This window comes from bacterium, assembly GCA_020440705.1.
Lineage (GTDB): Bacteria > Krumholzibacteriota > Krumholzibacteriia > LZORAL124-64-63 > LZORAL124-64-63 > JAGRNP01.
The window spans coordinates 1-635 of the sequence record JAGRNP010000286.1; the positions used below are offsets into that span (position 1 = coordinate 1).

The 635-nt window shown below is 70.7% G+C and carries 1 protein-coding gene; it reads right to left on the reverse strand.

The window, feature by feature from the left end; all coding sequences use genetic code 11:
* On the reverse strand, window positions 1-635 hold a 635-nt coding region (locus KDM41_18410), incomplete at both ends, for a hypothetical protein (GenBank protein ID MCB1185398.1).

Genomic DNA, 635 nt, shown 5'->3' on the forward strand with positions numbered 1-635 from the left:
TGCGGATCGTCGTCGGTGCGGGGTCGTTCGGCAGCCGGTACACGACCTCGATGGGATCCGGGGATCCGGTCAGCGCCCAGTGGAGGATCGGCGGGGGTGTCGTGCCCCGGCCCGTCCCGCCGTCGAGCACCTGCCGGCGCCCCTGTACCGTGGCGGTCGCGAACAGCGCGTCTCGCGTGCGGCCCGCGGGTGTGGGGTACGTGCCGCCGCACCTCCAACCGGGCAGCGACTCGCGGAGGGCGAGCTGGAAGGTGTCCTGCCCGGTGGCGTCGTTGGTGAACAGGCTGTCCGAGTTGTCGGTGTGGGTGAGCACCACGTCCAGGTCGCCGTCACCGTCGAGGTCCACGGGTGTCGTCTGGAGCACCTTCCCGCCACCGGACGTGTTGCTCTCGTCGAGGAGGTCGCCCTCGGGGGCGAAGAAGGCGAGCTGGTCGTCCTCGCCGACCACGATCTCCACCGTGCCGTCCGCGTCGAAGTCGCCGCACGCCACCGCACCGACCCTATCGATGAACGGGTTCAGACCTTCGGTGAACAGGAGGCCGTTGCCGTCGTAGCGCCGCACCTTGCGGAAGCGGTCGGAGGTGAGGAGCTCGAGGACCGGGTCTGCATCGAGCTGGCAGGCCACGACGGGCCCC